The following is a 25,434-nucleotide window of genomic DNA, read 5'->3' as shown; positions in this document are numbered from 1 at the left end:
CGCTGCAAACGTTACTTTTCCGACAAAAAACCGCGTCTACCGCCGTTCGGGCTATGGTATCGCGCTTCAAGGTTTACTAAATCGGTGGCAAGGTAAACGGGCAGCCGCCGAGCCTTCGCGCTGGCACGCCTTGTCAATAGGACAGTCTTCGACGAATGAAACGTGATCTGTACGAAACGCTTGGGGTTGCCAAGAACGCCGATGAGAAGGAGCTGAAGAGCGCCTTCCGCAAACTCGCGATGAAGTATCACCCGGACAAGAACCCCGGCGACGCGGCAGCAGAGAAGACCTTCAAGGAAATCAACGAAGCCTACGAGACGCTCAAGGACCCGCAGAAGCGCGCGGCGTACGACCGTTACGGTCACGCGGCCTTCGAGCAAGGCGGCATGGGCAACGGCTTCGGCGGCGGCGGTGCCGGCGGCTTCTCCGACATCTTCGAGGACATCTTCGGCGAGATGATGGGCGGCGGACGCCAGCGGCGCTCATCGGGCGGCCGCGAGCGCGGCGCGGATCTTCGCTACAACATGGAGATCTCGCTCGAAGAAGCCTTTAGCGGCAAGACCGCGCAGATCCGCGTCCCGACTTCGATCACCTGCGACGTCTGCAGCGGCTCCGGCGCCAAGCCCGGCACGAGCCCGAAGACCTGCGGCACCTGTCACGGTTCCGGCCGTGTGCGCGCCGCCCAGGGCTTCTTCTCGATCGAGCGCACCTGCCCCACCTGCGGCGGACGCGGCCAGACGATCACCGATCCCTGCGGCAAGTGCCATGGCCAGGGCCGCGTCACCGAAGAGCGCACGCTCTCGGTCAACATTCCGGCCGGCATCGAGGACGGAACTCGCATCCGCCTTTCCGGCGAGGGCGAGGCGGGGCTTCGCGGCGGACCGGCGGGCGACCTCTACATCTTCCTCTCGGTCAGACCGCACGAATTCTACCAGCGTGATGGTGCCGATCTCTATTGCAGCGTGCCGATCTCGATGACGACGGCCGCCCTTGGCGGCAAGTTTGACGTGACGACGCTCGACGGCACCAAGTCGCGCGTGACGGTTCCCGAGGGTACCCAGGCCGGCAAGCAGTTCCGCCTCAAGGGCAAGGGCATGCCGGTGCTGCGCTCGGCCCAGTCCGGCGACCTCTACATCCAGATCCAGATCGAGACGCCGCAGAAGCTGACCAAGCGCCAGCGCGAACTGCTGCAGGAATTCGAGCAGATCTCGTCCAAGGACAACAATCCGGAATCGACGGGCTTCTTCGCCCGGATGAAGGATTTCTTCGACACGCTGAGCGAATAAGGCGCTCCGAGCGTTCCCAAAGCGACCTTGCGCGCCGGAAATGGCGCGCGACGTTGTGCGCTTTACGTCATGGCTGCAAGCTGCCACAGCCCGGCCATGACGAGCGCCACCCCGGCGACACGGGACAAGAGCCGGCCGCCGGGAACGACCTTTTCGGCGAGCACGAAAATGGCGATCGCCGCGATCCAAAATACGTTCATCACCCCGCCGACGAACAGAAGCGCCATCAGCGCCCAGCAGCAGCCAACGCAATAGAGGCCATGCTGCAGCCCGAGGCCGAAGGCAGCGCCTGCCTCGCGGCGGAAACCGCCGTGGCTCTGGATGAAAAGCAGCGGCGCCCGGCATTGCCGGAGGCACCGCTCCTTGAGCGGCGTCCACTGGAGCAGGCCGACGGCAATCAGGACAACGCCGCTCATCGCCTGGCTGGCGCTCGAAAGCATCGGGGTGAGCAGCAGAGCGTGGTCCAGGAGCCATTGCCCGAGAACGGCAATCAGCGCGAACAGGGTCCAGGCCAGCAGATAGCCGCCAGCGAAGTAGCTGGTCGCGGCGAAGGGCTTTCCCTGCTCGGCCGCCTGGCGGCCGACGCGGGCATAGAGCAGGATCATCGGCGTTGCCGACGGCACCATCATGCCCACCATCATCGCGGCCCACATGACAAAGGCGTAGGCAAAGGTCGCCGTGGTCCAGGGACCGGCCGCCGCAGTCGCCATTGACGTCATGGATTTATCTTGCGCCTCCGGGGGCATATTCATCGGCATGTCCATGGGCATATCCATGTCCATGCCAGACCCCATATCCATGCTGCCGGAAGACGCGGGTGCCGTAGCCGTGGCCATGGCCGACGCCAGCCACAGGATGTAGAGCCAACTGACTGCCGTCAACGTGACCAGTGCCACCACGACGATGGCGCGATCGCGTCTCAGCAGAGTTTCGAGCGTCGTATCCCTCATGGCGTCAGTGGATCACGCCGCTTTCAGTCAGGTGTGTTCTGGCAAAATGGGCGTGCGAGTCCGCGAGCGCCAAAGTCAGCGGGCCCTTCGTGTCGGCCCATCCGCGTCCGACTTCGCAGAGATCATATTCAAAACCCTGCGGGAGATTGATGCGAGCCTGGTGGGCGATACCGGTCACCGGGTTGAGGATCGGCTCGCCGCGCGCGGTGATCCAGCCGGGCACATTCAGCCGTGCCGTGCGCCCGCTCACATCGACGTCGAAGTCGATCTCGGCAAAGACCGGATCGTACATGGTCTCGAAGGTGGTCGCGAAGACCTGGAAGAAGGTTGCGCCCGGCTCGGTATCCTCACCGCTCATGATGCGCAGCAGCGCATTGCGCTGCGGCTCCGAGGCGCGGATGTCGATGATCGGCACCACCTGCCCCCGCCCCTCATGGATCGCGCCCGGCCAGGCGGCGATCAGGCCGCAGCGAAGCCCGTCGAGCCGCGTCTCACCGTGATAGCCTTCCTCGATCTCGAAGGCGCCGATGGCACTGCAATGACCTTGTGTCGGCAAAGCATTGAACTGGCAGGGGCAGCCATAGGCACAGTTGCAATGAATGAACTCGCGCCCCTTCATCATCCATCTGACACTCGTCATCGTCTCCTCCCGGGATCTGATCGGTGTTCGTCTCGCGGCTCCGCCGCGAACGGATGCATTCCATTAGACCGCAGAAATATACTCTCCTCCTATCCCATTGCCAACGGAGGCAAGCACGACAGCGCCGCGGATCCGGTGGGACACGCGGCGCTTGAAGAGAGTGCGCTGGCCGTTCAGATCGCTGGCACCAGCACGATCACAGCGTCGCCATGCCGCCGTCAACGATCAACTCGGCGCCGACGGTGAAGGTGGCTTCGTCGGAGGCGAGGAAGACGACCGCCTTGGCGATCTCGCTCGGGTCGCCGAAGCGGCCAAGCGGGATCTGCGCGGCGATGGCATCCACAACCTGCCTGTTTTCCTCGGGCGTCGGGGCGTGACCATCATGGAGCGGCGTGCGGATCGGACCGGGGCTGACGGCATTCACCCGGATGCCGCGGCCGATGAGCTCGCCGGACAGCGTGCGCGCCAGCGAGAGAAGTCCCGCCTTGGTCAGCGCATAGACGCTCGACGTCGGCATGCCGATATGGGCGTTGATCGAAGTGTTGAGCACGACCGAAGCCCGCTTCGAGAAAACAGGCAGCAGCGCCTGGATCAGGAAATACGGTCCCTTGAGGTTGATGGCGAGCGAACGGTCAAAACTTTCTTCGTCCCACTGTTCGATCGGCTGCAGCTTGGCGATGCCGGCATTGACGAACAAGATATCGAGCGTGCCGAAGGCGGCGCGGATCTTTTCGGCGACCGCCGCTTGACCGGCGACATTACCGGCATCCGCCTCGATGATGAGGGCCGCCTCGCCAAGGATCGCACGAGCTTCGGCGATGTTCTTCGGATTGGTGCCGGTCACGGCGACCCTTGCGCCTTCGGCAATGAACTGGCGCGCGGTTTCGAGGCCGATGCCGCTGGTGCCGCCGGTGATCAGTGCCGTCTTGTTCTCTAAACGTGACATGATGAAAGTCCTCTTGCTGGGTTGAAGAAGAGGTCGGTTCGATTGGCTGGAACCGTCGTCCTCGGATGCTGAGAAATATGGCGGAACACGATCGTTCGGATTAGTCTTCCAATTCTGGAACTCGAATTCGGAAAAGCCGAACGATGATGAAAATCGAAGGAATAGCCGCCTTTGTTGCGGTCGCCGAAGCCGGCTCGATCAGCGAAGCGGCGCGGCGCCTGCGTCTGTCGAAATCCGTCGTCAGCGAAAGGGTTGCAGAGCTGGAGCGGACGCTCAACGCCACGCTGCTCCATCGCACGACGCGTAAGCTGACGCTCACCGAGGATGGCATCGCCTTCCGCGAGCGTGCCGTCCGGATCGTCGGTGAGGTGCAGGCCGCTGCCAGCGATCTTGCCGAACGCCGCGGGCTCCTGACGGGACCGCTCAGGATCGCTGCGCCTGTCAGTTTCGGCCGCCGGCATCTCGGTCCAGCACTCTATCCGTTCCTGGCGCGCCATCCGGAAATCGAACTGACGCTCGATCTCGACGACCGCCGGGTGGACGCGGCGTCGGAAGGCTATGACGCGATCGTCCGCCACGGCGTGATCGCCGATTCTCGCCTGGTCGTCTGGAAGCTTGCGGGAAGCCGGCGTCTGCTCGTCGCCGCGCCGGATTATCTCGGGCGCCACGGCACGCCGGCTTCGCTTGCCGACCTCGGAGGCCATCGCGGCATCTTCTACACCAATCGCGGCGCGGCCGACTGGCGGTTCGAGGGACCTTCAGGGGCAACGGTCGTCCGGGCGCGCCTGGCGCTCGGCATGAACAATGGCGACATGATGCACGATGCCGCCGTCGCCGGACTTGGCATCGCGCTGCTGCCCGCCTTCATCGCCGGTCCCGCGGTGCGCGAAGGGCAACTGCGCGAGATCGATGTCGGGCTGCGCCCGGAGCCCGAATTCATCTATATGGCTCATCCGGAAGGCCGACGGGTCTCGGCCAAGCTCCGGGCCATCGCCCAACATCTGAAGGAAGCGTTCGGCGATCCGCCCTATTGGGATCCGTGACGCATTCCTGCAACCTCGGCGCAATCGTTGCCGGCGATGGTTCCTCACCGATTGCCGATCAAGTCTCGTCAGAAGCTTGATCGACGCCGGCTGGCATCCTCTCCACCTTTGCAACCAAAGATTGGCTTCCTATCTTTTCATCATGCGGACCTTCTTTCTGAACTGGATCGTCGTCATGACGCTTTGCACCACCGCCCATGCGGGTTCCCCTTCCACGGCCCCGACCGATGCCGAAATCCTGGATATTCTGACCGACCGCATCGACAAGCAGCAACAGTCGATCGGCATCGTCGTCGGCATCACCGACGCCAATGGCCGGCGCATCGTCGCGCACGGCCATCCCGCCAAAGGCGACCGGCGTCCCGTCGATGGGCGCACCGTGTTCGAGATCGGCTCGGTCACCAAGGTATTCACCGCACTGCTGCTCGCCGACGCGGTCGAGAGAGGTACGCTCGGCCTCGATATGCCCGTCTCGACATTGCTGCCGTCCGGCGTGACCATGCCGGAGGACAAGCAGGTTCCGATCACGCTGGCAGACCTGGCGACGCACATGTCGGGCTTGCCGCGGCTACCGAGCAACCTGGCGCCGGCCGACATCACCAATCCCTATGCGGACTACGACACCACCAGGCTCTACAGCTTTCTCTCCGGCCACAAACCGCTGCGCCGCCCGGGCGTCGAGCACGAATACTCCAATCTCGGCGCGGGGCTTCTCGGCCACGTGCTGGCGCTGAAGGCCGGGCTTTCCTATGAGGATCTTGTCGGAAGACGCATCGCCAAGCCGCTCGGCCTCAAGGATACGGCCATCACGCCGCAGCCCGACTGGTCCGAACACCGGGCAACGGGCCACGATGCGGCACTGGAGCCGGTGAGAGACTGGGATCTCAACGCGCTGCAGGGGGCCGGTGCCCTGCGCTCCACCGCGGAAGACCTGCTGATCTTCCTCGAGGCCGCCATGGGGAAAACGCAATCACCATTGGCGTCCGCCTTCGCCACCCTGCTGGCGACACGCCAGCCGCTCGGCGAGGACGCGGGCGAGCAGGCGCTGGGCTGGGTGATTTCCGGTAAGGGCGACGAGCGGGTGATCTGGCACAATGGCGGCACTGGCGGCTATCGATCCTTCGTCGGCTACCGTCCGTCGACCGGGATCGGCGTCGTCGCCCTGTCGAACACGTCGACCGAAGTGGGCGTCGACGATATCGGCCAACATCTGCTCAACCGGAACGTCCCGCTTGCGCCCGCCGCCGTCCGGCGCACTGCCATAACGGTCGATCCGGCGACCTACGATGCCTATCTCGGCACCTACAGGCTGGCGCCAGGTTTCGACCTGACGATCTTCCGTGATGGCAATCGGCTGTTTGCCCAGGCAACCGGCCAGGACCGGCTTGAAATCCTTCCGGAGGCCGAGCATCGGTTCTTTGCGAAGCTCATCGATGCGCAGATCAGCTTCACGCTCAACGGCACCCGCGCCGAAAGCCTGACCTTGCATCAGGGCGGGCGGGACAGCCCTGCGCCGCGCGTAGAGAAATGATGCATATCTCCCGCCCCAAAAGGCGGGAGATGGTCCCTGTATCGATCAGAACAGCAGATCGATCGTGAAGTAGGCGAGGGCCGAGATCGCCGCTGCCGCCGGCATGGTGATGAACCAGGCAATCACGATATTGCCTGCAAGCCCCCAACGCACGGCCGAGACGCGCCGCGCCGCGCCGACGCCGATGATCGCGCCGGTGATGGTGTGCGTCGTCGAAACCGGAATGCCGAGCCAGGTGGCGGCAAAGAGCGTGATCGCTCCGCCCGTTTCGGCACAGAAACCCTGCATCGGATTGAGCCTGGTGATCTTCGAGCCCATGGTGTGAACGATGCGCCAGCCGCCGAACAGCGTGCCGAGCGCGATCGCCGCCTGGCAGGTGATCACGACCCAGAAGGGAACGTAGAACTCCGAACCGAGATACCCTTGCGAGAAGAGCAGAACGGCGATGATGCCCATGGTCTTCTGCGCGTCATTGCCACCGTGACCGAGAGAATAGAGCGACGCCGAGACGAACTGCATCACGCGGAAGGTGCGATCGACGGCAAAGGGCGTCTGCCGCACGAACAGCCAGGAGACGATCAGCACCAGCATCAGCGCCAGGAAAAAGCCGATCGCCGGCGACATGAAGATGGCGCCGACGGTCTTGAGAAGACCAGTCCAGACGATGGAATTGAAGCCCGTGCTGGCAAGGCCGGCGCCGACAAGGCCGCCGATCAGCGCGTGCGACGAGCTCGACGGAATGCCGAACAGCCAGGTGACGATGTTCCAGACGATCGCCCCCATGAGCGCCGAGAAAATCACCAGCGGTGTCACGATGCCGGGATCGATGATGCCCTTGCCGAGCGTCTCGGCCACGTGCAGACCGAAGAACAGGAAGGCGATGAAGTTGAAAAAGGCCGCCCATAGGACCGCATATTGCGGCCTGAGCACCCGCGTCGAGACGATCGTCGCGATGGAGTTGGCCGCATCGTGCAAGCCGTTCAGGAAGTCGAAGAACAGCGCGATGGCGATCAATCCCGCGAGCAACGGAAAGGCGAGCGTCGCATCCATCAGACGTTCTCGATCACGATGCCGCTGATTTCATTGGCAACGTCCTCGAACCGGTCGATGACTTTTTCCAGCTGGCCATAGATCTCGCTGCCGACGATATAGGCCATCGCGTTGCCCGTGCCGTAGCGGTGGAACAACTCCTTGAGGCCTTGCTCGTGCAGTTCGTCGGAATGTCCCTCGATGCGGGTGACCTCCTCGGCGATGGCGATAAGGCGGTCGTGATTGGCGCCGATGCGATCCAGCAGCGGGACAGCCTCGGCAATCAGGTGCGCAGCCCGGCCGACGATCGCGCCCATTTCGCGCATGCCGGGTTCGAAGCTCTTCTGTTCGTAGAGCCTGATCGTCTTGACCGTCTTGTGCATCATGTCGATGGCGTCGTCCATCGACTGGATCAGGTCCTTGATGTCGCCGCGGTCGAAGGGCGTGATGAAGGAGCGACGGACTGCCAGCAGCACTTCGGCAGTGATGTGGTCCGCTTCATCTTCGAGCGCGACGATGCGGTCGCACTGTTTCTCCATGTCATCGCCGCCGGCAAGCAGCTTGTCGAGCGCCTCGGCGGCGCCGACGACGGTGAGCGAGTGTTTTGCGAAAAGCTCGAAAAAGCGATCCTCGCGGGGAAGTAGTTTGCGGAACCAAGCCAGCATCACAAATATGTCCATTCGTGGATTGTCATGAAACTGTCATATTGGACCGGAGCGCCCAAGAAAAGCACCTGATCCAAGGGGTTTGTCGCCTTTCCCCCGCCGAAATCGGCCAAGTTGCACCGATATGGACAGGTATGCCGTTTCACCTTGCCTTGGCGCCTGCTTTCGTCCTAGCTGGCGCCCAACCTCGAATCCGGACTGCCGATGCCACACAAGGTCTTTCTCAACCGCCTGAAGCTCACGGAGTTCCGCAACTATGCGGCCCTCTCGCTGGAGCTCGACCAGCGCCACGTGGTGCTGACGGGAGAGAACGGCGCCGGCAAGACCAACCTGATGGAGGCAGTCTCGTTCCTCTCTCCCGGTCGGGGCTTACGGCGTGCGGCCTATGCCGATGTCACACGTGTCGGCGCCGGTGACGGCTTCTCTGTCTTTGCCGCTGTCGAGGGCATGGACGGGCCGGTCGAAATCGGTACCGGCACCGCCGGCGTGACCGAGGGGCAGTCCCGACGACTGCGGCTCAACGGAACGGCAGCGGCGAGCGTCGACGAGCTGACCGATCACCTGCGCGTCCTCTGGCTGACCCCGTCGATGGACGGCCTCTTCACCGGGCCCTCTTCCGATCGGCGGCGCTTTCTCGATCGGCTGGTGCTTTCGCTTGATCCGGAACATGGCCGCCGCGCCAGCGAGTTCGACCGTGCGATGCGCAGCCGCAACCGCCTGCTGACCGAGTTTCGCCCGGACCCGGCCTGGCTGACCGCGATCGAACGCGAGATGGCTGGCCTCGGCGTTTCCATGGCGCTGGCGCGGCAGGAAATGCTCGGCCTGCTCACCGCGCTCGTCGAACGGAACGTGGACGGCGATGTTTTTCCGTCGGCGCGGCTGGCGCTATCCGGATTTCTCGACGACGAAGGTCATCGCCCGGCCTATGATCTCGAAGAGCAATATCTGACGATGCTGCGGGATGGACGGCCGCGCGACGCAGCGGCAGGCCGCACGCTCGACGGGCCGCATCGGAGCGACCTGCTCGTTCGCCACCGCGAGAAGGATATGGAGGCGGCACGCTGCTCGACCGGTGAGCAGAAGGCGCTGCTCGTCGGCCTGGTGCTGGCGCATGCACGTCTCGTCGGCGACATGACCGGCCACGCGCCGATACTTCTGCTCGACGAGATCGCAGCGCATCTCGACATCAACCGGCGCGCGGCCCTGTTCGACCTCGTCGACGGCCTCGGCGGCCAGGCCTTCATGACCGGCACGGACCAGGCGATGTTCGAGGCACTTGGCGATCGCGGCCGCTTCCTGACCGTTTCGCACGGCAGCGTTACGGGATAAGCAGGAGCCGGATGAGGAAAGTGTTTGCGGTTTTTCGCACGGAACCCGCTCTCCCTCATGGGCGTCGATCACGTTTATGATTTGGCCGAGCCGACCCAAGATCTAGAGATCGGCCGCCGCCGAGGAGGATGTTGCCATGACCGGTGAGAACAAGCTCGACCAATCGGAGATCTCGCGCTACGCCCGCCATATCGTGCTTCCGGAAATCGGCGGCGCCGGCCAGCAGAAGCTGAAGGCGGCGAACGTGTTGGTCATCGGCGCCGGTGGTCTCGGCGCGCCGGTGCTGCACTACCTCGCGGCCGCCGGCATCGGTCGCATCGGTATCGTCGACGACGACACCGTTTCGCTCTCCAACCTGCAGCGACAGGTCATCCATCGCACCGAGGACATCGGCCGCGCCAAGGTCGAGCGGGCGGCGGAAGCAATTGTCTCGCTCAATCCGCATGTCGTCGTCGAAGGCCACCAGATCAGGCTTAACCCCGACAATGCCGAGGCGCTGTTCCGGCAATATCACCTGGTGATCGACGGCTCGGACAATTTCGACACGCGCTACCTCGCAGCCGATACGGCGGCCAAGGTGGGCATTCCGCTGGTGACCGGCGCCGTCGGTCGCTTCGACGGATCGCTGACGGTGCTGATGCCGTACAAGGCCGGCGCGGACGGCCGGCCGAACCCCTCCTATCGCGATCTCTTTCCCGAAGCGCCGCCGGCGGGCGTCGTGCCCTCCTGCGCCGAAGCGGGCATCGTCGGCGCCTTGACCGGCGTCATCGGCACGCTCCAGGCGATGGAAGCGATCAAGGTGATTGCCGGTTTCGGCGAGCCGCTCGTCGGGCGGCTGTTGATGTATGACGCGCTGACGGCGCAGTTCAACACCATCCGCTATCGTCGCAGAGCATAGGCCGACCATGGTACAGATCTTTCGCATCGACGAAACATTCGACCGGCACGAGGCGTTGCTGGCGCTTATCCTCGGTGCCTTCTCCTACATGGACGGGCAGATCGACCCGCCCTCGTCGGCGCATGCATTGAACATCGAATCGCTCCGGCAAAAGATCGCTGACGAGATCGCCTTCGGCGTCAGCGACGGCGAAAGGCTCGTCGGCTGCATCTTCTGCAAACCCGAGGCCGATTGTCTCTATATCGGCAAGCTCGCCGTTGCTCCGCAGACACAAGGAAAGGGCATCGGCCGACTGCTGCTCGCGGAAGCGGAAATGACGGCGCGATCCCTCGGCCTTCCCGCACTGCGGCTGCTGACCCGCATTGAACTCGTCGACAACCACCGCGCCTTTGCCGCCTGGGGATTCGTCCAGAGCGGCACGATGTGCCATCCCGGCTTTACCCGGCCGACGGCAATCGAGATGCGCAAGACGCTCTAGCTTTCAATCCGGACGGACAGCGGCATGTCGGAGCCGCGCGCTGTTTCGCGATCAATCGCGGCCCGGAAGCACGCGGTCCGGCGGGCGGTGACCGTCGAAGAAGGTGCGGATGTTGATCACCACCTTGTCGCCCATGTCGATCCGGCCCTCCAGCGTCGCCGAGCTCATGTGCGGCAGCAGCACGACCTTGCCTTCGCCGGCGAGCTTGATCAGCTTCGGATTGACGGCCGGCTCGTTCTCGAAGACGTCGAGACCGGCGCCGGCGATCTTGCCTTCGCGCAGGCACTTGATCAGCGCCGTCTCGTCGATGATGCCGCCACGGGCGGTGTTGACGATGTAGCTGTCAGGTCGCATCAGCGCCAGGCGGCGGGCCGAGAGCAAATGATAGGTCGCCGGCGTCGACGGGCAGTTGACCGAAACGATATCGACGCGGGCAAGCATCTGGTCGAGGCTGTCCCAGTAGGTCGCCTCCAGCATCTCTTCGGTCTCCGCCTTTACCCGGTGGCGGTTGTGGTAGTGGATCGAGAGGCCGAAGGCCTTGGCACGGCGGGCAACGGCGGTGCCGATCCGGCCCATGCCGACGATGCCGATGCGCTTTCCCGCAATGCGCCGGCCAAGCATCCAGGTCGGCGACCAGCCGGCCCATTCGCCCTTGCGGTCGGTCAGGATCTGCGCACCTTCGGCGAGCCGTCGCGGAACCGCGAGAATCAGAGCCATCGCCATGTCGGCCGTGTCTTCGGTCAGCACGTTCGGCGTGTTGGTGACGGTGATGCCCTTGCGCGCGGCGGCATCGACATCGATGTTGTCGACGCCGTTCGAGAAGCTGGCGATCAGCTTCAGTTGCGGGCCGGCCTGCTCGATCAGCGCCGCATCGATGCGATCGGTCACCGTCGGCACCAGCACGTCGGCGCGCTTCACCGCCGCGACAAGCTCCGGCTGGCTGCGCGGCGTGTCGTCGATGTTCAACTCCGCGTCGAAGAGTTCGCGCATGCGCGTCTCGACGATATCCGGCAATTTGCGGGTGATGTAGACCGTGGGCTTCTTCTTGCTTGTCATTGCTGCGACGGGCCTTGTTGACGGGTCTTTAACCAAGTTGGGCGATACTTTCTCCCTGTAGCCGCATTTTCTACCAGACCCCACCGGGAAGACAAACAAAACTCGCGTCGTCGTCCCCGCGATTTCAGCCCGCGGACTGGGCCTCGAATAAACTGCGCCTGCATGAGCTATTGCCACGGATAATGAGCTTCGTCATGCGTCATGTCATTTCCAGATTCTCGTTCTCGTTGATCGCCGCCTGCCTTGGCGCCGGGATCATGACGTCGGCGGCTTACGCTCAAGCCGCCAAGGGCGCCAGCGGACTGCCGCTGCCGCGATTCGTCAGCCTCAAGTCCAAGAGCGTCAATCTCAGGATCGGCCCGAGCGTCGATTACGCGGTCGCGTTCCGCTACATGAAGCCCGGCGTGCCGGTGGAGATCATCCAGGAATACGATAACTGGCGCCGTATCCGCGATGCCGACGGCACCGAAGGCTGGGTGAACCAGGCGCTGCTTTCCGGCGACCGCACGGCGGTGGCAGCGCCCTGGATGCGCGGCAAGGGCGAAGGCGTCTTCGTCAACATGCGCCGCGACCCGCAGGGAACGGCCCCGATCACCGCCCGCATGGAACCTGGCGTCATCGTGCGTGTCGGCGAGTGCAATGGCGACTGGTGCCATGTCGAGACGCAGGGCGTCGAAGGCTGGATCGCCCAGAGCGAGCTCTGGGGTGCCTATCCGGGCGAGGCCTTCAAGTAAGGCCGCACCCGCTTTTCGCAAGATTCAAATCAGGGCGAATCAGTCGAGAGCGGCCTGCTTGGCGGCGGTTGCCAGCGACACCATCGGCCGTGGTCCGATCTGACCGATGACGATGCCAGCGGCGAGGTTGCCAAGCTTGCTGCAATCTTCGAGCGAGCGTCCGGTCGTGTAGCCGTACAGGAAGCCCGCAGCATAGAGATCGCCGGCGCCGGTGGTATCGACGACTTGGGCGATCGGCTTTGCGCCGACGCGGACCCGCTCTTCTCCACGCACGACCACGGACCCTTCCTCGCTGAGCGTCACGGCGGCGAGCTTGCAATCGTTCGAGAGTTTTTCCAGCGCCAGATCGAAATCCTCGGTCTCGTAGAGCGCCAGCGCTTCCTGCTTGTTGGCGAAGACGATATCGACCGTGCCGGAACGCATGAGCTCGAGGAACTCGTCGCGGTAGCGGTGGACGCAAAAGCTGTCCGAGAGCGTGATCGCGGTTTCGCGGCCGTTTTCGTGGGCGATCCGGGCGGTTTCGCGGATCGCGTCCTTGGCCCGCGGCGGGTCCCATAGATAGCCTTCGAAATAGGTCACCTTGGACTGGGCGACGACGTCAGCCTCAACGTCCTCGGGGCCAAGCTCGACGCAGGCGCCGAGGTAGGTGTTCATCGAACGCTCGCCGTCCTCGGTGACGAAGATCATCGAGCGCGCGGTCGGCGGCACGCTTTCGAGCGGCTTCGTCTCGAAGTAAACGCCCTGGGCGCGGATGTCGTGCGCGAAGATCTCGCCGAGCTGGTCGCTCGCGGTCTTGCCGAAATAGGCGGCACGGCCGCCGAGGCTGGCGACACCGGCTGCCGTATTGCCGGCGCTGCCGCCGGACGCTTCGACCGCCGGGCCCATGCGCGAGTACAACAACTCGGCGCGTTCGGCATCGATGAGGTTCATGGCGCCCTTTATGATGCCGTTTTCATTGAGAAAGGCGTCGTCGCAGCGCGCGATGATATCCACGATGGCATTGCCGATCGTCAGCACGTCGTATTTTGTCATGAACCTCGTCCGGTCTCCGTGATGGCCGGTGTTCGTTAATACCGGTTTTCCGGCCATTTGGAAGACAAAAGACGCGTGCCGGCTCCTCACGCCGTAGGAAGCGCGCTTTCATCATATGCGGCGGCGAAATCGGCGCTCGGCGGAATGGGCTTGATGACATCGATCAGCACGCCGTTCGGGTCGGCGGTGATGAAATGACGCTGGCCGAAGTCCTCGTCGCGCAACGTCTTGAGGATCGGCAAGCCGGCGGCAAGCGCCTCAGCATAGATGCGGTCCGGATCCTCGACCTCGAAATTCAAGAGAAGACCGCGGGTCGGAGCGCGCGCCTCCTCCGGGATTGTCTCGTGACGGTAGTCGAGCACGGCCAGCGCCACGTGGTCGTCTTCGACCGACTGCAGATGCACATACCAGTCGCTGGTGAAGAGCGCCTGGAAGCGAAAATGCTCGATGTAGAAGGCGGCGGTTCCGGCAACATCTGATGTCATGATGACCGGATAGTAGCTCGTCGATTTCATGGCTTTCCCTCGCTCGCGCAATATCATACAATCTGTATGTATCCAATTAACATACAGGCTGAATGTATGCAACAGGAGAACTCCCGCCGCTCCAACCGTGAGCGATCCGACACGACGCGCGCCGCGATCCTTGATGCCGCCCGTGGCCTCTTCGTCACCAGGGGTTATGCCGATACCTCCACGCCCGACATCGTCGCCGCCGCCGGATTGACCCGCGGCGCGCTCTATCACCACTTCGAAGACAAGAAGGCGCTGTTCCGCGCCGTGGCGGAGCGCGAAGCAGGCGCCGTGGCGGCATCGATCGAGCAGGCGACGGCCGATGGCCTGACGCCGCGCGAGGCGCTGAAGGTCGGTGCCCGCGCCTATTTCGACGCAATGCGCGAGCCGGGCCGGATCCGCCTGCTGCTGCTCGACGGCCCGGCGGTGCTCGGCAGGCAGGACATGGTGGCGATCGACGCGGCCAATGCGCAGAGAACCCTGGCGGAAGGCCTTGCCGAAGCGATGGCGCCGGCAGCTCCCAAACGCGAGAAACTATCCGCCATGGCATCGCTGCTCTCGGCGGCATTCGATCGCGCAGCCCTCGACATCGCCGACGGCGCGTCGCGCGAGATCTATGCGGAGACGATCGGCACGCTGATCGATCGGATGGTGTCGGCCTGACGCCAATCCCGCCGAGGTCGTAGTCTCAGCTTGCGGCGGAGATGGTCTGCGGCGGCAGTTCGACGAGCGGCGCCGGGATATCGCAGGTCTTTTCCGGCGACTTGCAGAGATCGGCGATGACGCAGCGTTCGCATTCGGGCTTGCGCGCCTTGCAGCAATAGCGCCCGTGCAGGATCAGCCAGTGGTGCGCGTGGTAGAGATACTCGTCCGGGATGATCTTGATCAGCTTGTCTTCCACCTCGTCCGGCGTCTTGCCCGGCGCCAGACAGAGCCGGTTGGCGATGCGGAAGATGTGGGTGTCGACGGCAATCGTCGACTGGCCGAAAGCCATGGAGAGCACCACATTGGCGGTCTTGCGGCCGACGCCGGGCAAGGTCACCAGCTCTTCGCGCGTGCGGGGCACCTCTCCGCCGAAATCGCGGATCAGCTTTTCGCTGAGCGCGATGACGTTCTTCGCCTTGTTGCGGTAGAGACCGATGGTCTTGATGTAGTCCCGGAGCTTCTCCTCCCCGAGCGCCAGCATCTTCTCCGGCGTATCGGCGACGGCGAAGAGCGCCCGCGTCGCCTTGTTGACGCCGGCATCGGTCGCCTGCGCCGAAAGCGCCACGGCGACGACCAGCGTGAACGGATTGACGTGCTCCAGCTCTCCCTTCGGCTCCGGCCGCTGGATCGAGAAGCGGCGGAAGATCTCCTTGAGCTCGTCCCGGCTATAGAGGCTCTTCACGCGCGGAGTCGCGCGGCGAGCGGTCGCCGACTTCGGTTTTGCGGCGCCAACGGGCAATTTCAGCTTCACGTTTTTCATGATGCATCTATAGTCAAAGGTCATGACCAATGGCAACGTCACCACCCCGCCCGAAGATGCGCCGGTCTTCACCGCCGAGCTCACGCCCTATCGCTCGCTCGGGCGCCGCGGCTTCAAGATCTTCTTTCTGATCGCCGGGCTTTTGAGCCTCGTGCACGCCTTCGTCTTCTTCGTCATCGGCGCCTGGCCGGTCGTGTTCTTCTTCGGCCTCGACTATCTGCTGCTCTTCGGCGCCTTCTGGCTGAACAATCGCTCGTCACTCAGCCGCGAGGAGGTCAGCGTTTCCAGGACCGATGTTTCCGTGCGTAAGTTCACCCCCTCCGGAAAGATCACCGAACACCGGTTCAATCCTTTCTGGGCGCGCTTCAACGTCGCCCGGCACCAGGAGATCGGCATCGTCTCGATGACGATCAGTGGCGGTGGCCGGCGGACCGATATCGGTTCGTTTCTCAATCGCGACGACCGCGAGACCTTCGCGGTCGCGCTTTCGGGCGCGCTTGCGACCGTTCGCCGCCGCTGACGCCCGCCGACCGACAAAAGGGATCCAAATCCGCGCATTCGCTCAAGTTTCGGGTGGTTGCCGGGACCGCCAAATGGTTACCTGTGGCACGACAGGAGAAGAGCCATGAACATTGCGACATCCGTACCTACAGACATCACGCCGAAAGGCACCGACTACGATACGGTCAGCCGCGTGATCGAAATGCTGACCGAGGACTATCGCGACCAGCCGTCGCTCGAAACCGTGGCGCAGCGCCTGAAACAATCGCCGACGCAGCTTCAGAAGGTCTTCACCCGCTGGGCGGGGCTTTCGCCGAAAGCCTTCATTCAGGCCGTGACGCTCGACCATGCCAAACGTCTGCTGCGCAAGGAAGACATGCCGCTGCTCGAAACCAGCATCGAGGTGGGGCTATCAGGACCGAGCCGCCTGCACGACCTGTTCGTGACCCACGAGGCGATGTCACCCGGCGAATGGAAGGCGCGCGGCGAAGGTCTGACGATCCGCTACGGCTACCACCCCTCCCCCTTCGGCACCGCGCTCGTGATGATCACCGAGCGGGGACTTGCCGGCCTTGCCTTCAACGATGCCGGCGGCGAACAGGCGAGCTTCGACGACATGGCGCAGCGCTGGCCGAACGCCAGCTACATCGAGGACAGCGCGGCGACCGCCTACTATGCTGCGCGCATCTTCGATCCGTCGCGCTGGCGCCCGGACGAGCCGCTGCGCATCTTCCTGATCGGCTCCGATTTCCAGATCCGGGTGTGGCAGGCGCTGTTGAGGATCCCGCTCGGCTGCGCCACCACCTATTCGAACATCGCCGGAAACATCGGCCAGCCGACGGCGTCGCGCGCGGTCGGTGCTGCCGTCGGCCGCAACCCGATCTCCTTCGTGGTCCCCTGCCATCGCGCGCTCGGCAAGAGCGGGGACCTCACCGGCTATCACTGGGGTCTGACGCGCAAGCGCGCGATCCTCGGATGGGAGGCCGGAAAGGCGGCGGAGGGCACGATCTGATAGGTCACACAGTTCCGGACGGACCGTTTCACACGTTTCCTGGAACTGCTTGGCAAAACAAAAAGGGCGCCCGCGCGGCGCCCCTTCTTCATTCTGCATTCCGGGAGCGCTCAGTGGGCGCCGGACATGTCGCCCAGCACTTCCTTGGAAGCGACGGTCGAGTCGGCATTGAGCTTGTAGACCATCGGCACGCCCGTCGCGAGGTTGAGCTTCAGGATCTGCTCCTTGGTCAGGCGGTCGAGCACCATGACCAGCGAGCGCAGCGAGTTGCCGTGGGCGGCAACCAGGACCTTCTGGCCGGACAGCACGCGCGGCAGAATCTCGGTCAGGTAATAGGGCCAGACGCGGGCGCCGGTGTCGCGCAGGCTTTCGCCGCCCGGAGGCGGAACGTCGTAGGAGCGGCGCCAGACATGCACCTGCTCCTCGCCCCACTTCTCACGTGCGTCGTCCTTGTTGAGGCCCGCGAGATCGCCGTAGTCGCGCTCATTCAGCGCCTGGTCGCGGATCGTTTCGAGCGAGGACTGGCCGACGGCGTCGAGCACGAACTGGCAGGTGCGCTGGGCGCGGACGAGGGCCGAGGTGAAGGCGATGTCGAATTTGATGCCGTAGTCGGCAAGCGCCTTGCCGCCGGCCTTGGCTTCCTCGACGCCGAGTTCCGTCAGGTCCGGATCGCGCCAGCCGGTGAACAGGTTCTTGAGGTTCCAGTCGCTCTGGCCATGCCGGACGAGGACGAGAGTACCGCTCATGTCGAATTCCCCTTGAGACTTGAGAGTGAAAAGGTCAGTTGAGCCCGAGAACATCGAGCATGGAGTAAAAGCCGGGCTTCTGGTCGCGGGCCCAAAGCGCGGCGGTGACGGCGCCACGCGCGAAGATGGAACGATCCGTAGCGCTGTGCGACAGCGTCACCTGCTCGCCTTCGCCGGCGAGAATGACCGAATGCTCGCCAACGACCGAGCCGCCCCGCAGCGTCGCAAAACCGATCGTGCCGGCCGGACGCGGGCCGGTATGGCCGTCACGCACGCGCACCGAATTGTCGGCAAGGCTGATGCCGCGGCCCCTTGCCGCCGCTTCGCCAAGAAGCAGCGCCGTGCCCGAGGGCGCATCCACCTTGTGCTTGTGATGCATTTCGAGGATTTCGATGTCCCAGTTGGCGGGGTCGAGGGCCCGCGCCGCCTTCTCCGTGAGCACGCCGAGCAGGTTCACGCCGAGGCTCATGTTGCCCGACTTGACGATGCGGGCGTGGCGCGCGGCGGCGCGAATCTTCGCCTCGTCGTCGGCCGAGCAGCCGGTGGTCCCAATGATATGAACGATACGGGCCTGGGCCGCGAGGCCGGCGAACTCGACTGTGCCCGCCGGCGCCGTGAAATCAAGCACGCCTTCGGCCTCGACGAAAGCCTCGAGCGGCTGGTCGGTGACCGGCACGCCGATCGGTCCGAGACCGGCCAGTTCGCCGGCGTCACGGCCGATGAAGGGGGAACCCGGGCGTTCGATGGCGGCGTGCAGGCTGACGCCACCCATCGCGTGAACCGTGCGAATCAGCGTCTGGCCCATGCGGCCAGCGGCACCCACCACCACGAGCTTCATATCGGTTTCGCCCATCGGTGATTTCCTTCTCGTCCGTTTTTAGATTTCGGCGCCGGCCGGCGCTTCGGGAGCCTTGGCCTCAGGCGACTGACCCTGGAGATTGTGCAGCCGAGCGTAGAGACCCTCCGGTCGCCGTGCAAGGTCGGCATGCGTCCCCTCCTCGACAACGGAACCATCCTTCATGACGATGATCTTGTCGGCATTGACGACGGTCGAGAGGCGATGCGCGATGACGATCACCGTGCGGCCGTTCATGGCGTGATCGAGTGCCTTCTGCACGGCGGCTTCCGATTCGGTATCGAGCGCCGAGGTGGCCTCGTCGAGCAGCAGGATCGGGGCGTTGCGCACGAGCGCGCGGGCGATCGACAGGCGCTGACGCTGACCACCGGAAAGCGTCATGCCGTTCTCGCCGACGGGAGTGTCGTAACCCTGCGGCTGCGCCAAAATGAAATCATGCGCATAGGCAAGCCGTGCGGCTTCCTCGATCTCCGCGTCGGTCGCGTCGATGCGGCCGTAGCGGATGTTGTCGCGGATCGATCCTTCGAAGAGATAGGGTTGCTGCGAGACATAGGCGATGCCCTGGCGCAGCGACTGCTTGGTGACGTCGGCGATGTCCTGTCCATCGATCAGGATCTGGCCGGAAGCCGGATCATAGAACCGCGGGATGAGGCTGATGACCGTCGATTTGCCGGCGCCGGAGGGACCGACGAGCGCCGTCGTCTTGCCGCCTTCGGCGACGAAGCTGACGCCTTTCAGAACCTCGTCGCCATTGGCGTATTGGAAGCGGACATCGCGTAGCTCCACGGCGGCGCCGGTGAAGGCCAGCTCCTTGGCATCGGGCTTGTCGCGCTGGTGCGGCACGGTGTCGAGGATTTCATAGACCATGCGGGCATTGACGGCGGCCCGTTCCAGCGAGACCTGCAGCCGCGCCAGCCGGCGGGCCGGATCGTAAGCCATCAGCAGGGCCACCACGAAGGCGAAGAAGGCGCCGGGCGGCACGTCGGCATAGATCGAGCGGAAGGCGGAATAGGCGAGAACGGCGGAAATCGCGAGGCCGGCGAAGGTCTCGGTCATCGGTGCCGTGCGCTCGCTTAAGCGCGCGATGCGGTTCGCCCGGTTCTCGGCCCGATCGATGATGGCCTCGACCTTGCCGCGCAGTTCGCCTTCCATGGTGAAGGCCTTGACGATGGTGATGCCCTGGATCGTTTCCTGCATCGCGCCGAGAACGCGGCTGTTGACTTCGATCGATTCGCGCGTCGCCGAACGCAGGCGCCTGGAAACGTAGCGCAGGCCGAGCAGTAATGGCGGCGCTGCCACGAAGACGATGATCGACAGCAGCCAGTCCTTGGCGAACATGACGCCGACGAGACCGATCAGGGTCAGAAGATCGCGGGCGATCGACGTGACCGTGAGATTGAGAACGTCGCGAATACCGCTGACGTTCTGGCTGATCTGGGCCGCAAGCTGTGCCGATCGTGTCTCGTTGAAATAGCCGACGCTCAGCGCCATCAGATGGGCGTAGAGCCGGCGCTGGTAACGCGCAACGATGTTGTTGCCGATCTTCGACAGGGCAACGGCCTGGCCGTAGGTGGCGAAGCCGCGCAACACGAAGGCCGCAAGGATCGCGCCGCAGACGAGCAGGACGATGTCCGCTCGCTTGTTGGCGAAGGCCTCGTTGATCACGGTTTCCATGATCGAAGCCGTGAATCCGGTTGTTGCGGCAACGACAGCCAGACAGGCGATAGCAAAGACATAGCCGCGAATGTGTTCGCGACCGTTTTCCGCAATGACCCGTTTCAGAATTCCGCTGATCGTATCGGAATCGACCGCGTGCTGTTTTCTATTGCTGGCGCTCAAAAAGCCCGTCTTCCCTGGACCCAGTGTGGCGAGCCAGTTTCCGGCCCGACCTTTCCCGGGGCTCTATAGTGCTTTGGTGTCGTTTTGGCGAGTCTTTGCGCGCGCCGACTGCTTAGCTTCTCCAGCGGCGTCCCTCCGTTGCAACACCGAAATCCCACGGTGTGCGAGCAAAGGCGGCAAGGCCCGAGAGGGCTGCCATGGGATGAATGACGGCAAAAGTCGGGATCGCCTTCATCAGCGCCGAGTGTGGGGCCTTGTCTTCAAAGGCGGCACGGAACGGTGATTTCATGAGCGCCGGCAGGATCTTCTGCGAAATGCCGCCGGCCAGAAACACGCCGCCGCGGGCCATGAAAATCAGCGCCATGTCGCCGGCAACGCGGCCGAGATAGGTGCAGAACAACGAAATCGTCTCGATGGCCGCCCTGTCGCTCTCGGCAAGCGCCTGCGTCGTCACTTCCGCCGGTTCGGCGAGCACCGGATCGACACCATCGGCGGCACAGACGGCGCGATAGAGATTCATGATGCCGCGGCCGCAAAGGATCTGCTCGCCGGCCATGCGCCCTTCGATCGGCTCGAGGAAGGGCCAGATCTGAAAGTCACGTTCGCTGCGCGGGCCGATGTCGACATGGCCGCCTTCGCCCGGTACCGGGATCCAGGTGTGCTGGGCAAAGACCAGTCCGCCGACGCCGAGGCCCGTGCCCGGGCCGAGAACGACGCGCGACGTCAGCGGGCGGACGCTGCCGCCGCCGATCTGTACGAGATCCTCGTCCGCCGGCGCGGCGACCGCGAGCGCCTGTGCCTCGAAATCGTTGATGATCAGCACGTCCTCGAGGCCAAGGCTCGAAAGCATGTCCTTCGGCCTGATCACCCAGCCGGCATTGGTGAGCGGAATTTCGTCGCCCCGGATGGGACCGGCCACGGCCAAAATAGCCGAACGCGGCTGGACCGAGGTCTTGTCGAGGATGCTCTTCTGCATCGCCTCCTCGATCGTTTCGAAATCACCGGTCTTGATCGGCGGCAATTGTTTCGGCTCGGCAAAGGCATCGACGAGCAAGGCAAAGCGGGCATTGGTGCCACCGATATCGCCGATCAGGATCGGAAAGGGGAAGATATTTTCACTGGTGCCGGGCATCGCAAGATCCATCCTGATCGGTGGTGGCAGGTATATAGCGTTGTCTATCAGTTAGGGCGGGACAAGGGAAAGTGTGCGATTTTCCGCCCGCATCCGCCCAACTCATGAGAAGCGATCATGTTTATGGCCTTGGGTTGAAGTCGAGCAACTGTTCGGCCGTCGCCCGGTTTAGTGCCATCGGAATGTCGTAGACGATCGCAAGGCGCATCAGCGCCTTGACGTCCACGTCATGCGGCATCGCTGTCAGGGGATCGACGAAGAAGATCAGTAATTGCACCTCGCCGGTGGCAATCATCGCGCCGATCTGCTGGTCACCGCCGAGCGGACCGCTTTTCAGTCGCGTGATATCGAGCCCCGGACAGACATCGAGGACACGGCCGCCTGTCGTGCCTGTCGCAACGATGCGCCATTGGGACAAAACCGCCTCATGCGCCTTGGCGAAAGCAGCTAGATCGTCCTTCTTCTGATCGTGAGCGATCAGGGCAATGCATTTCCGATCCGCCATGTCGGGCCTCGCATCAATCTTTAAATCGATTTGATCGCCCTATACATGAACGTTGCGGCAATGGAAAGGTTGAAGCCTTCCCACTCCGCTTGTGCGTCCATGATCTATTGCAAGGTCGGACGGGCCAGCGGCACCGGAACATCGGCGGGCGGCACGTCGCCTGCGGCAGCCCCGATCACATGCTCGATACCCTCAACAGCCGGGGCCGGCGCAGCCGCGCGATAGGCCGTGCCAAAGGTGGCGGCCTCTTCCGAGGCCGGCGCAGGACCGTTCAGCACCAGCGCACAGGCCTTCGGCAGGTCGGCAAGCGTCGTCACCTTCGGCTTCACGGGTTTTTCGCCCGGCTTCTTCGCAGGCTTCGCCCAGGGCTCGTCGGTAAACCACCAGGCCAGCGACTTGTCGCAGCCATCGCCAGCCGGCACCGCCGCCTGATCCTTGCAGCTCGTTGCGCCCGCCGGGCATTTGATGCGGATGTGGAAGTGATAGTCGTGACCATAGATCGGCCGGACCTTGCCGAGCGCCGAACGGTCGCCGGTCCAGGTGTCGCAGAGCTTCTTCTTGATCGCCGGGTTGACGAAGACGCGCTCCACCTGCGGATAGCTCGCGGCCAGCATGATGAGCTGCGCGTGTTTCGGCGTCCAGATGGAACGGTCGATGGTCAGGAACTTGTTCTTCTGCAGCATCGAGGTGGCGGAGATATCCTCGCGCTCGCGATAGGTAAGCGTGCGCTGCGGCATCGGCGTCAGCCAGATATCGGCATCGAGGCCGATCTGGTGGGAGGCATGTCCCGACAGCATCGGGCCGCCGCGCGGCTGCGAGATATCACCGAGCAAAAGGCCCGGCCAGCCGATCTTTTCGGCAGCGTCACGCGAAAACTGCTCGATCAGCGAGATCATCTGCGGGTGCCCCCAGCGGCGGTTGCGCGACAGCCGCATCGCCTGCCAGGTGGGCCCGTCGGTCGGGATCGCGACCCCTCCGGCAAGGCAACCCTTCGCGTAGAAACCATAGGGGTTGGCAGCCATTTCGGTCGGCAGGGCCTTGGCGCCGAACAGCGCCTTGGCCGGCGTTTCGTCCGCAACCGCATTGTCGGCAATCAGTAGGCTTGTGCCCAGCAGCAGCGCCAGAAGCGCCGAACCGCAGCGTCGAAATGGAGCAATCATCAAAATTCGTCCCGTTTGTCCCGCGGACATCCACGCCGACGCGCAGCCTGCGATGTCCTGCGAACCCCTATCCTAGAGCCCGGTCTTTGCCTGAGCCTTGCGACTCATGCGGTCGTGAATCACCGGGATGTGACTCAAAAATTTCGCCTGATTTGCGGCAGTGCCTGTCAATTGCCGGGATTTCGCCTATGCTCTCAAAAAAGAAGATTGAAATATAAAGGGGTACCGGCTGGATGCCAAACTTCTGCAGGACCATGAAACCTGGCCTCGCAACGTCACTTCTGGCTGCGGCGCTTCTTCTCCTTCCTCCTGCAGCCAATGCCGAACACCCCGACTGGCATCATGGGCTGTCGCTCGTCGGCGAGCTCAAATACAAGCCCAACTTCCCGCATTACGACTATGTCAATCCGAACGCACCGAAGGGCGGCGACGTCAGGCTCTCGAACACCGGCACCTTCGACACCTTCAATCCGATCCTCGACAGGGGAGAGGCCGCCGTCGGTTTGGCGCTGGTCTTCGACACCTTGATGAAGTCGGCAGACGACGAAATCTCGACGGCCTATGGCCTGCTTGCCGAGGGCGTCTCCTTCCCCGCCGACATCTCGTCCGCCACCTTCCGCCTGCGGCAGGAAGCGAAATGGGCGGACGGAAAGCCGGTGACGCCGGAAGACGTCATCTTCAGCTTCGACAAGACCAAGGAGCTCAATCCGCTCTACTCGAACTATTACAAGCACGTGAAGTCGGCCGAAAAGACCGGAGAACGCGACGTCACCTTCCATTTCGACCAGAAGAACAACCACGAACTGCCGAATATTCTCGGGCAATTCCTGATCTTGCCGAAGCACTGGTGGGAGGGGCAAGGGCCGGACGGCAAGCCGCGCGACATCAACAAGACGACGCTGGAACCGGTGATGGGCTCCGGCCCCTACAAGATCGCATCCTTTTCGGCCGGAGCGACGATCCGCTACGAGCTCAGGGACGACTATTGGGGCAAGTCGCTCAACGTCAATGTCGGACACAACAATTTCGGCTCGATCAGCTATACGTTCTTCGGCGACCGCGATGTCGAGTTCGAGTCGTTTCGTTCGGGCAACAGCGACTATTGGCAGGAAAACCAGGCGAGCCGCTGGGCCACGGGCTATGATTTCCCGGCGGTAAAGGACGGCCGCATCAAGCGCGAGAGCCTGCCCAATCCGCTGAGAGCCACCGGCATCATGCAGGCCCTGGTGCCCAACATGCGCCGGGCGCCCTTCAACGACGAACGGGTGCGCCAGGCGCTGAACTATGCCTTCGACTTCGAAGAGATGAACCGCACGGTCTTCTACAACCAGTATACGCGGGTCGACAGCTACTTCTGGAACACGGAGCTCGCCTCTTCGGGCCTGCCGGAAGGGGACGAGCTCTCCATCCTCAACGAGGTGAAGGACAAGGTGCCGCCGGAAGTCTTCACGACGCCCTACAAGAACCCCGTGGGAGGCACGCCGCAGGCCGGGCGCGACAACCTGCGCCAGGCGATCGCCCTGCTCAAGGAAGCCGGCTACGAGCTGAAGGGCAACCGGATGGTCGAGGCGAAATCGGGAAGGCCGTTCTCGTTCGAGATCCTCTTGAGCAGCGCCACGCTCGAGCGCGTCGCACTGCCCTATGCGCAGAACCTCAAGAAGATCGGCATCGACGCGCGCGTGCGCACCGTCGATCCGTCGCAATACACCAACCGCACGCGCGCCTTCGACTACGACATGACCTGGATCGTGTGGGGCGAGACCCTCAGCCCCGGAAACGAGCAGCTCGACCAATGGGGATCGAGGGCCGCCAAGGAACCCGGCTCGCGAAATTATGCCGGGATCGCCGATCCCGGTGTCGATGCGCTGATCGAGAAGGTGATCTTCGCCAAGGACCGCAAGGCGCTGGTGGCGGCAACCAAGGCGCTCGACCGCGTCCTGCTTGCGCACCATTTCGTGGTGCCGCTCTACTACAAGAAGGACATGACGATCGCCTACTGGGACAAGTTCGAGCGGCCCGCAGAACTGCCGACCTATGGGATCGGCTTCCCTGATATCTGGTGGTCGAAAACCGCCGCTGCCAAATGAAG

Annotated in this window: 26 protein-coding genes; 11 read left to right on the top strand and 15 right to left on the bottom strand. The window is 63.6% G+C overall.

Annotation, left to right across the window (positions count from 1 at the left end; genetic code table 11):
- Window positions 1-155 precede the first annotated feature (155 nt).
- Window positions 156-1,286: a molecular chaperone DnaJ gene (gene dnaJ / locus ACQ5BM_RS10225; RefSeq protein ID WP_429810648.1), complete on the top strand. Its 1,131-nt coding sequence runs from the start codon at window positions 156-158 to the stop codon at window positions 1,284-1,286.
- Window positions 1,287-1,348: 62 nt separating this feature from the next.
- Here the strand turns inward: dnaJ and ACQ5BM_RS10220 are convergent, their stop codons facing one another.
- The 3 genes from ACQ5BM_RS10220 to ACQ5BM_RS10210 form a co-directional block, all read right to left on the bottom strand.
- Entirely contained in the window at window positions 1,349-2,236 is an 888-nt protein-coding gene (locus ACQ5BM_RS10220; RefSeq protein WP_429810646.1) for a DUF2182 domain-containing protein, read from the bottom strand.
- A gap of 4 nt (window positions 2,237-2,240) precedes the next feature.
- A complete protein-coding gene (locus ACQ5BM_RS10215; protein ID WP_429810644.1) occupies window positions 2,241-2,876 on the bottom strand; it encodes a DUF1326 domain-containing protein in 636 nt (211 codons plus the stop codon).
- 196 nt (window positions 2,877-3,072) lie between these two features.
- A complete protein-coding gene (locus tag ACQ5BM_RS10210; RefSeq protein WP_429810643.1) occupies window positions 3,073-3,822 on the bottom strand; it encodes an SDR family oxidoreductase in 750 nt (249 codons plus the stop codon).
- Between the two features lie 143 nt (window positions 3,823-3,965).
- Here ACQ5BM_RS10210 and ACQ5BM_RS10205 point away from each other — a divergent pair, with 143 nt between their 5' ends.
- Both ACQ5BM_RS10205 and ACQ5BM_RS10200 read left to right on the top strand, forming a co-directional pair.
- Complete coding sequence (locus tag ACQ5BM_RS10205; RefSeq protein WP_429810641.1) at window positions 3,966-4,865, top strand: LysR family transcriptional regulator; 900 nt, start codon at window positions 3,966-3,968, stop codon at window positions 4,863-4,865.
- Window positions 4,866-4,986: 121 nt separating this feature from the next.
- Window positions 4,987-6,396 carry a serine hydrolase gene (locus ACQ5BM_RS10200; RefSeq protein WP_429810639.1) on the top strand — a complete coding sequence of 470 codons (1,410 nt, stop codon included), beginning with the start codon at window positions 4,987-4,989 and terminating at the stop codon, window positions 6,394-6,396.
- Between the two features lie 45 nt (window positions 6,397-6,441).
- Here the strand turns inward: ACQ5BM_RS10200 and ACQ5BM_RS10195 are convergent, their stop codons facing one another.
- Both ACQ5BM_RS10195 and ACQ5BM_RS10190 read right to left on the bottom strand, forming a co-directional pair.
- Window positions 6,442-7,446, bottom strand: a complete 1,005-nt coding sequence (locus ACQ5BM_RS10195) for an inorganic phosphate transporter (RefSeq protein WP_429810637.1) — start codon at window positions 7,444-7,446, stop codon at window positions 6,442-6,444.
- Window positions 7,446-8,090 (bottom strand): DUF47 domain-containing protein, encoded by a 645-nt coding sequence (locus tag ACQ5BM_RS10190; protein ID WP_429810635.1) that lies wholly within the window; start codon window positions 8,088-8,090, stop codon window positions 7,446-7,448. Before ACQ5BM_RS10190 ends, ACQ5BM_RS10195 begins: the two co-directional genes overlap by 1 nt.
- Before the next feature lie 204 nt (window positions 8,091-8,294).
- Between ACQ5BM_RS10190 and recF the strand changes: the two genes are divergently transcribed.
- From recF to ACQ5BM_RS10175, 3 genes are all read left to right on the top strand, one after another.
- Window positions 8,295-9,419 (top strand): DNA replication/repair protein RecF, encoded by a 1,125-nt coding sequence (recF, locus tag ACQ5BM_RS10185; protein WP_429810634.1) that lies wholly within the window; start codon window positions 8,295-8,297, stop codon window positions 9,417-9,419.
- A gap of 136 nt (window positions 9,420-9,555) precedes the next feature.
- Window positions 9,556-10,317, top strand: coding sequence for a molybdopterin-synthase adenylyltransferase MoeB (locus ACQ5BM_RS10180; RefSeq protein ID WP_429810633.1), 762 nt, complete (start codon window positions 9,556-9,558; stop codon window positions 10,315-10,317).
- A 7-nt stretch (window positions 10,318-10,324) separates the two neighbouring features.
- Window positions 10,325-10,795, top strand: coding sequence for a GNAT family N-acetyltransferase (locus tag ACQ5BM_RS10175; RefSeq protein WP_429810631.1), 471 nt, complete (start codon window positions 10,325-10,327; stop codon window positions 10,793-10,795).
- Between the two features lie 51 nt (window positions 10,796-10,846).
- On the opposite strand, the gene ACQ5BM_RS10170 is transcribed toward ACQ5BM_RS10175, so the two are convergent.
- Window positions 10,847-11,851 carry a 2-hydroxyacid dehydrogenase gene (locus ACQ5BM_RS10170; protein ID WP_077962855.1) on the bottom strand — a complete coding sequence of 335 codons (1,005 nt, stop codon included), beginning with the start codon at window positions 11,849-11,851 and terminating at the stop codon, window positions 10,847-10,849.
- A 182-nt stretch (window positions 11,852-12,033) separates the two neighbouring features.
- On the opposite strand from ACQ5BM_RS10170, the gene ACQ5BM_RS10165 reads away from it, so the two are divergent.
- Window positions 12,034-12,585 (top strand): SH3 domain-containing protein, encoded by a 552-nt coding sequence (locus ACQ5BM_RS10165; RefSeq protein WP_429810629.1) that lies wholly within the window; start codon window positions 12,034-12,036, stop codon window positions 12,583-12,585.
- 39 nt (window positions 12,586-12,624) lie between these two features.
- Here ACQ5BM_RS10165 and ACQ5BM_RS10160 read toward each other — a convergent pair whose 3' ends face one another.
- Both ACQ5BM_RS10160 and ACQ5BM_RS10155 read right to left on the bottom strand, forming a co-directional pair.
- Window positions 12,625-13,617 carry an adenosine kinase gene (locus ACQ5BM_RS10160; RefSeq protein WP_429810627.1) on the bottom strand — a complete coding sequence of 331 codons (993 nt, stop codon included), beginning with the start codon at window positions 13,615-13,617 and terminating at the stop codon, window positions 12,625-12,627.
- A gap of 86 nt (window positions 13,618-13,703) precedes the next feature.
- Entirely contained in the window at window positions 13,704-14,132 is a 429-nt protein-coding gene (locus ACQ5BM_RS10155; protein ID WP_429810625.1) for a VOC family protein, read from the bottom strand.
- Window positions 14,133-14,198: 66 nt separating this feature from the next.
- Here ACQ5BM_RS10155 and ACQ5BM_RS10150 point away from each other — a divergent pair, with 66 nt between their 5' ends.
- Window positions 14,199-14,792, top strand: a complete 594-nt coding sequence (locus tag ACQ5BM_RS10150) for a TetR/AcrR family transcriptional regulator (RefSeq protein ID WP_429810623.1) — start codon at window positions 14,199-14,201, stop codon at window positions 14,790-14,792.
- A 25-nt stretch (window positions 14,793-14,817) separates the two neighbouring features.
- Here the strand turns inward: ACQ5BM_RS10150 and nth are convergent, their stop codons facing one another.
- Window positions 14,818-15,594, bottom strand: a complete 777-nt coding sequence (gene nth, locus ACQ5BM_RS10145; RefSeq protein ID WP_429810621.1) for an endonuclease III — start codon at window positions 15,592-15,594, stop codon at window positions 14,818-14,820.
- Between the two features lie 22 nt (window positions 15,595-15,616).
- Between nth and ACQ5BM_RS10140 the strand changes: the two genes are divergently transcribed.
- Both ACQ5BM_RS10140 and ACQ5BM_RS10135 read left to right on the top strand, forming a co-directional pair.
- Complete coding sequence (locus ACQ5BM_RS10140; protein WP_429810619.1) at window positions 15,617-16,114, top strand: DUF2244 domain-containing protein; 498 nt, start codon at window positions 15,617-15,619, stop codon at window positions 16,112-16,114.
- 105 nt (window positions 16,115-16,219) lie between these two features.
- A complete protein-coding gene (locus tag ACQ5BM_RS10135; RefSeq protein WP_429810617.1) occupies window positions 16,220-17,107 on the top strand; it encodes a methylated-DNA--[protein]-cysteine S-methyltransferase in 888 nt (295 codons plus the stop codon).
- A gap of 110 nt (window positions 17,108-17,217) precedes the next feature.
- Here the strand turns inward: ACQ5BM_RS10135 and ACQ5BM_RS10130 are convergent, their stop codons facing one another.
- The 6 genes from ACQ5BM_RS10130 to mepA all read right to left on the bottom strand — a co-directional run bounded on the left by ACQ5BM_RS10130 (window position 17,218) and on the right by mepA (window position 23,345).
- Window positions 17,218-17,853, bottom strand: a complete 636-nt coding sequence (locus ACQ5BM_RS10130; RefSeq protein ID WP_429810615.1) for a 2,3-bisphosphoglycerate-dependent phosphoglycerate mutase — start codon at window positions 17,851-17,853, stop codon at window positions 17,218-17,220.
- 34 nt (window positions 17,854-17,887) lie between these two features.
- The gene (gene dapB / locus ACQ5BM_RS10125; RefSeq protein WP_429810613.1) at window positions 17,888-18,706 is read right to left on the bottom strand and encodes a 4-hydroxy-tetrahydrodipicolinate reductase; all 819 of its coding nucleotides are present in this window, start codon (window positions 18,704-18,706) and stop codon (window positions 17,888-17,890) included.
- Window positions 18,707-18,730: 24 nt separating this feature from the next.
- Window positions 18,731-20,548 carry an ABC transporter ATP-binding protein gene (locus ACQ5BM_RS10120; protein ID WP_429810611.1) on the bottom strand — a complete coding sequence of 606 codons (1,818 nt, stop codon included), beginning with the start codon at window positions 20,546-20,548 and terminating at the stop codon, window positions 18,731-18,733.
- Window positions 20,549-20,660: 112 nt separating this feature from the next.
- Window positions 20,661-21,680: a glucokinase gene (locus ACQ5BM_RS10115; RefSeq protein ID WP_429810609.1), complete on the bottom strand. Its 1,020-nt coding sequence runs from the start codon at window positions 21,678-21,680 to the stop codon at window positions 20,661-20,663.
- Window positions 21,681-21,801: 121 nt separating this feature from the next.
- Window positions 21,802-22,185: a methylglyoxal synthase gene (locus tag ACQ5BM_RS10110; protein ID WP_429810607.1), complete on the bottom strand. Its 384-nt coding sequence runs from the start codon at window positions 22,183-22,185 to the stop codon at window positions 21,802-21,804.
- Window positions 22,186-22,289: 104 nt separating this feature from the next.
- A complete protein-coding gene (mepA, locus tag ACQ5BM_RS10105) occupies window positions 22,290-23,345 on the bottom strand; it encodes a penicillin-insensitive murein endopeptidase (RefSeq protein ID WP_429810605.1) in 1,056 nt (351 codons plus the stop codon).
- Between the two features lie 233 nt (window positions 23,346-23,578).
- Here mepA and ACQ5BM_RS10100 point away from each other — a divergent pair, with 233 nt between their 5' ends.
- A complete protein-coding gene (locus ACQ5BM_RS10100) occupies window positions 23,579-25,432 on the top strand; it encodes an extracellular solute-binding protein (RefSeq protein ID WP_429810603.1) in 1,854 nt (617 codons plus the stop codon).
- Window positions 25,433-25,434 lie beyond the last annotated feature (2 nt).

The organism is Ensifer sp. B1-9, assembly GCF_050474445.1.
Lineage (GTDB): Bacteria > Pseudomonadota > Alphaproteobacteria > Rhizobiales > Rhizobiaceae > Ensifer.
The sequence above is the reverse complement of the archived record's forward strand: the minus strand, read 5'-3'. Positions and strand labels throughout refer to the sequence as shown.

Coding starts and splice junctions, on each gene's coding strand:
- dnaJ (WP_429810648.1), top strand. CDS start 156: ATGAAACGTGATCTGTACGAAACGCTTGGGGTTGCCAAGAACGCCGAT.
- ACQ5BM_RS10165 (WP_429810629.1), top strand. CDS start 12,034: ATGAGCTTCGTCATGCGTCATGTCATTTCCAGATTCTCGTTCTCGTTG.
- ACQ5BM_RS10135 (WP_429810617.1), top strand. CDS start 16,220: ATGAACATTGCGACATCCGTACCTACAGACATCACGCCGAAAGGCACC.
- ACQ5BM_RS10190 (WP_429810635.1), bottom strand. CDS start 8,090: ATGCTGGCTTGGTTCCGCAAACTACTTCCCCGCGAGGATCGCTTTTTC.
- ACQ5BM_RS10115 (WP_429810609.1), bottom strand. CDS start 21,680: ATGCCCGGCACCAGTGAAAATATCTTCCCCTTTCCGATCCTGATCGGC.
- ACQ5BM_RS10195 (WP_429810637.1), bottom strand. CDS start 7,446: ATGGATGCGACGCTCGCCTTTCCGTTGCTCGCGGGATTGATCGCCATC.
- ACQ5BM_RS10215 (WP_429810644.1), bottom strand. CDS start 2,876: ATGACGAGTGTCAGATGGATGATGAAGGGGCGCGAGTTCATTCATTGC.
- nth (WP_429810621.1), bottom strand. CDS start 15,594: ATGAAAAACGTGAAGCTGAAATTGCCCGTTGGCGCCGCAAAACCGAAG.
- ACQ5BM_RS10205 (WP_429810641.1), top strand. CDS start 3,966: ATGATGAAAATCGAAGGAATAGCCGCCTTTGTTGCGGTCGCCGAAGCC.
- ACQ5BM_RS10180 (WP_429810633.1), top strand. CDS start 9,556: ATGACCGGTGAGAACAAGCTCGACCAATCGGAGATCTCGCGCTACGCC.
- ACQ5BM_RS10155 (WP_429810625.1), bottom strand. CDS start 14,132: ATGAAATCGACGAGCTACTATCCGGTCATCATGACATCAGATGTTGCC.
- ACQ5BM_RS10130 (WP_429810615.1), bottom strand. CDS start 17,853: ATGAGCGGTACTCTCGTCCTCGTCCGGCATGGCCAGAGCGACTGGAAC.
- ACQ5BM_RS10110 (WP_429810607.1), bottom strand. CDS start 22,185: ATGGCGGATCGGAAATGCATTGCCCTGATCGCTCACGATCAGAAGAAG.
- ACQ5BM_RS10210 (WP_429810643.1), bottom strand. CDS start 3,822: ATGTCACGTTTAGAGAACAAGACGGCACTGATCACCGGCGGCACCAGC.
- ACQ5BM_RS10160 (WP_429810627.1), bottom strand. CDS start 13,617: ATGACAAAATACGACGTGCTGACGATCGGCAATGCCATCGTGGATATC.
- ACQ5BM_RS10220 (WP_429810646.1), bottom strand. CDS start 2,236: ATGAGGGATACGACGCTCGAAACTCTGCTGAGACGCGATCGCGCCATC.
- ACQ5BM_RS10170 (WP_077962855.1), bottom strand. CDS start 11,851: ATGACAAGCAAGAAGAAGCCCACGGTCTACATCACCCGCAAATTGCCG.
- mepA (WP_429810605.1), bottom strand. CDS start 23,345: ATGATTGCTCCATTTCGACGCTGCGGTTCGGCGCTTCTGGCGCTGCTG.
- ACQ5BM_RS10150 (WP_429810623.1), top strand. CDS start 14,199: ATGCAACAGGAGAACTCCCGCCGCTCCAACCGTGAGCGATCCGACACG.
- dapB (WP_429810613.1), bottom strand. CDS start 18,706: ATGGGCGAAACCGATATGAAGCTCGTGGTGGTGGGTGCCGCTGGCCGC.
- ACQ5BM_RS10140 (WP_429810619.1), top strand. CDS start 15,617: ATGACCAATGGCAACGTCACCACCCCGCCCGAAGATGCGCCGGTCTTC.
- recF (WP_429810634.1), top strand. CDS start 8,295: ATGCCACACAAGGTCTTTCTCAACCGCCTGAAGCTCACGGAGTTCCGC.
- ACQ5BM_RS10175 (WP_429810631.1), top strand. CDS start 10,325: ATGGTACAGATCTTTCGCATCGACGAAACATTCGACCGGCACGAGGCG.
- ACQ5BM_RS10100 (WP_429810603.1), top strand. CDS start 23,579: ATGCCAAACTTCTGCAGGACCATGAAACCTGGCCTCGCAACGTCACTT.